This is a genomic window from Roseateles sp., assembly GCF_052436255.1.
Taxonomy (GTDB): domain Bacteria; phylum Pseudomonadota; class Gammaproteobacteria; order Burkholderiales; family Burkholderiaceae_C; genus Pelomonas.
This window is the reverse complement of record NZ_JBQVNP010000282.1, coordinates 1-2,390: the sequence shown is the minus strand read 5'-3', so window position 1 is coordinate 2,390 and position 2,390 is coordinate 1. Positions and strand designations below refer to the sequence as shown.

At 70.8% G+C, this 2,390-nt stretch carries 4 protein-coding genes; all 4 read left to right on the top strand.

What is annotated here, in order from left to right; all coding sequences use genetic code 11:
- Window positions 1-247: hypothetical protein (locus ACT6S0_RS27535; protein WP_444766909.1), on the top strand; the 247-nt coding region annotated here is incomplete at its 5' end.
- The gene (locus tag ACT6S0_RS27530) at window positions 244-1,029 is read left to right on the top strand and encodes a helical backbone metal receptor (protein WP_444766908.1); all 786 of its coding nucleotides are present in this window, start codon (window positions 244-246) and stop codon (window positions 1,027-1,029) included. The genes ACT6S0_RS27535 and ACT6S0_RS27530, both read left to right, overlap by 4 nt.
- Before the next feature lie 14 nt (window positions 1,030-1,043).
- Entirely contained in the window at window positions 1,044-1,685 is a 642-nt protein-coding gene (locus tag ACT6S0_RS27525; protein ID WP_444766907.1) for a MarC family protein, read from the top strand.
- A gap of 4 nt (window positions 1,686-1,689) precedes the next feature.
- A partial coding sequence (locus ACT6S0_RS27520) for a nitronate monooxygenase (RefSeq protein WP_444766906.1) occupies window positions 1,690-2,390 on the top strand: 701 nt, incomplete at its 3' end.

The window sequence follows — 2,390 nt, the reverse complement described above, 5'->3', positions numbered from 1 at the left end:
CTTCATGGCCGGGCTGGCCATCCTCGGGGCGGGCATCGAGCTGCCGGCCGGGCAGCTGCTGGCCGGCGTCGTGGGGCTGGGGCCGCGCGGCCTGGGTGCCCGCGGCGTGCCGCTGGAGGGCGGGTCGCTGGGGCTGGCGGCACTGATCGGCGGCGGGGTTGTCTTCGCCATCGCGCTGGTGCTGCCGACGCTGGTATGGCTGCGCGGTTGTTGCGCTGTCTACCTGGCATTGACGGACGAGGAATGACGGCGCCACGAGCCGAGCGAGGGCCAAGAATCGCCAGCCTGGTGCCGAGCGCCACCGAAACACTGGCGGCTCTGGGCCTTGGCCACCGCCTCGTCGCCCGCACCGGTTTCTGCATCCACCCTGCCGGAGTCGTCGCGCAGGTGCCCAAGGTCGGCGGCACCAAGGACGTCAACCTGGCCAGGCTGAAGAAGCTGATGCCCACGCACGTCGTCGTCAACGTCGACGAGAACCGGTTGCAGACCTTCGAGGCGCTGCGGCAGTTCGTGCCCGAGGTCATCGTCACGCACCCGCGCCGACCCGAGGACAACCTCGTGCTGTTCGAGCAGCTGCGCACCGCCTTTGCCGATGAGGCCGGCGTCGACGCGCACGCGGCAATGCTGTCGGCGCAATTCGAGACCGCGCTGGCGCGCTGCCGCGCCGGGCCGCGACCAGACGAGAACGTGCTGTATCTGATCTGGCGCGAGCCCTGGATGACGGTGGCGCGCGACACCTATATCTCCACGCTGCTGGCCGAGGCCGGCTGGCACACCTGGCCGGACGCACTCGGTGGCGAGCATGGCGCCGGCCGCTATCCGGCCTTGCAAGGCGATGAAGCCTGGTTGGGCCGCATCGACCGCGTGCTGCTCAGCTCGGAGCCCTACCGCTTCGGTCCCGAGCACCTGGCCCTGGCCCAGGCGCTGTGCCCGCGGGCGCGGGTGCAACTCGTGGACGGCGAACTGCTGAGCTGGTGGGGCGCTCGCGGTGCGGCCGGGCTGGACTACCTGCGCGCCCTGAGAAGCTAGCCACAATCGCCGCCATGGACATCTACAAGCCCCTTGTCGCGCTGCTGGCCATCGTGAACCCGGTCGGCGTGGTGCCCTTCTTCATCCACTTCACGGCTGCCTTCTCGCGCCAGCAGCGGCGCCGGACCATCCTCGTCAGCGCCTGCACGGCCGGCATCGTCATCGCGCTCTCCGCGCTGTTCGGCTTGAAGATCATCGGCTTCTTCGGCATCTCGCTGGCCAGCTTTCAGGTCGGCGGCGGCTGCCTGTTGCTGATCAGCTCGCTGCAGATGCTCAACGCCAAGCCCGCCGAGGCCAAGCCGCAAGACGTCAGCGATGGCGACAACAAGGTGGACGCCGGCGCCAGCATCGCCGTGGTGCCGCTGGCCATCCCGCTGCTGACCGGCCCCGCGACCATCTCGACCATGGTCATCTACGCCGACAAGACGCGCGTCTGGTGGGAGCTGGCCATCCTTTGCGGCTATGGCGTCGTCGTTGCGCTGGTGACCTTCATCGTCTTCTCCGCCAGCGGCAAGATCGCCCGCGTGCTGGGCCAGACCGGCATCAACATCATGACGCGGTTGATGGGCCTCATCCTGGCCGCGCTTGCGGTGGAACTGCTGGCCGACGGGCTGATGAAGCTTTTCCCGGTGCTGGCGGCGCGCTCCATCAGTTGACGCGATGAATACGCTGTTCAACCTGCCTCCCATCTGGATGGCGCCCATGGCCGGCGAGGCCGCCAGCAGCGCGCTGGTTGCAGCGGTCAGCGCGGGCGGCGGCTTCGGCCAGCTCGGCGCGCCCTATCTGGCGCCGGCGCGCATCGGCGAGATCGCCGCCGACATCCGCGCGCGCACCGACCGGCCCTTCGGCATCAACCTGTTCTGCCCCCTGCCGTGGCTGCGCGACGACCAGGCGCTGGACGCCTACCTGGCCCGCCTGGCCGGCTGGCATGCCGAGCTGGGCCTGCCCGCTCCGGCGCGGCCCGAGCGCTTCGAGGAGGACTTTGAGGCCCAGCTCGAAGCCGCCATCGCCGCCCGGCCCGCCGTCATCAGCTTCGTCATGGGCGACCCCGGTGTGGCGCGCGTGGCGGCGCTGAAGGCCCAGGGCTTCAAGGTGCTCGGCACGGCCACGCAGGTCAGCGAGGGCCGGTTGCTGCAGGCCAGCGGTGTCGACGCGGTCATCGCACAAGGCTATGAGGCCGGCGGCCACCGCGGCGGCTTCCTGGGCAACGCCGAGGGCGCGCTGATCGGCACGATGGCGCTGGTGCCCCTGCTGGTCGATGCGCTCGACATCCCCGTCATCGCGGCCGGCGGCATCGCCGACGCGCGCGGCGTCGCCGCGGCACAGGCGCTGGGCGCGAGCGCGGTGACGGTGGGCACGGC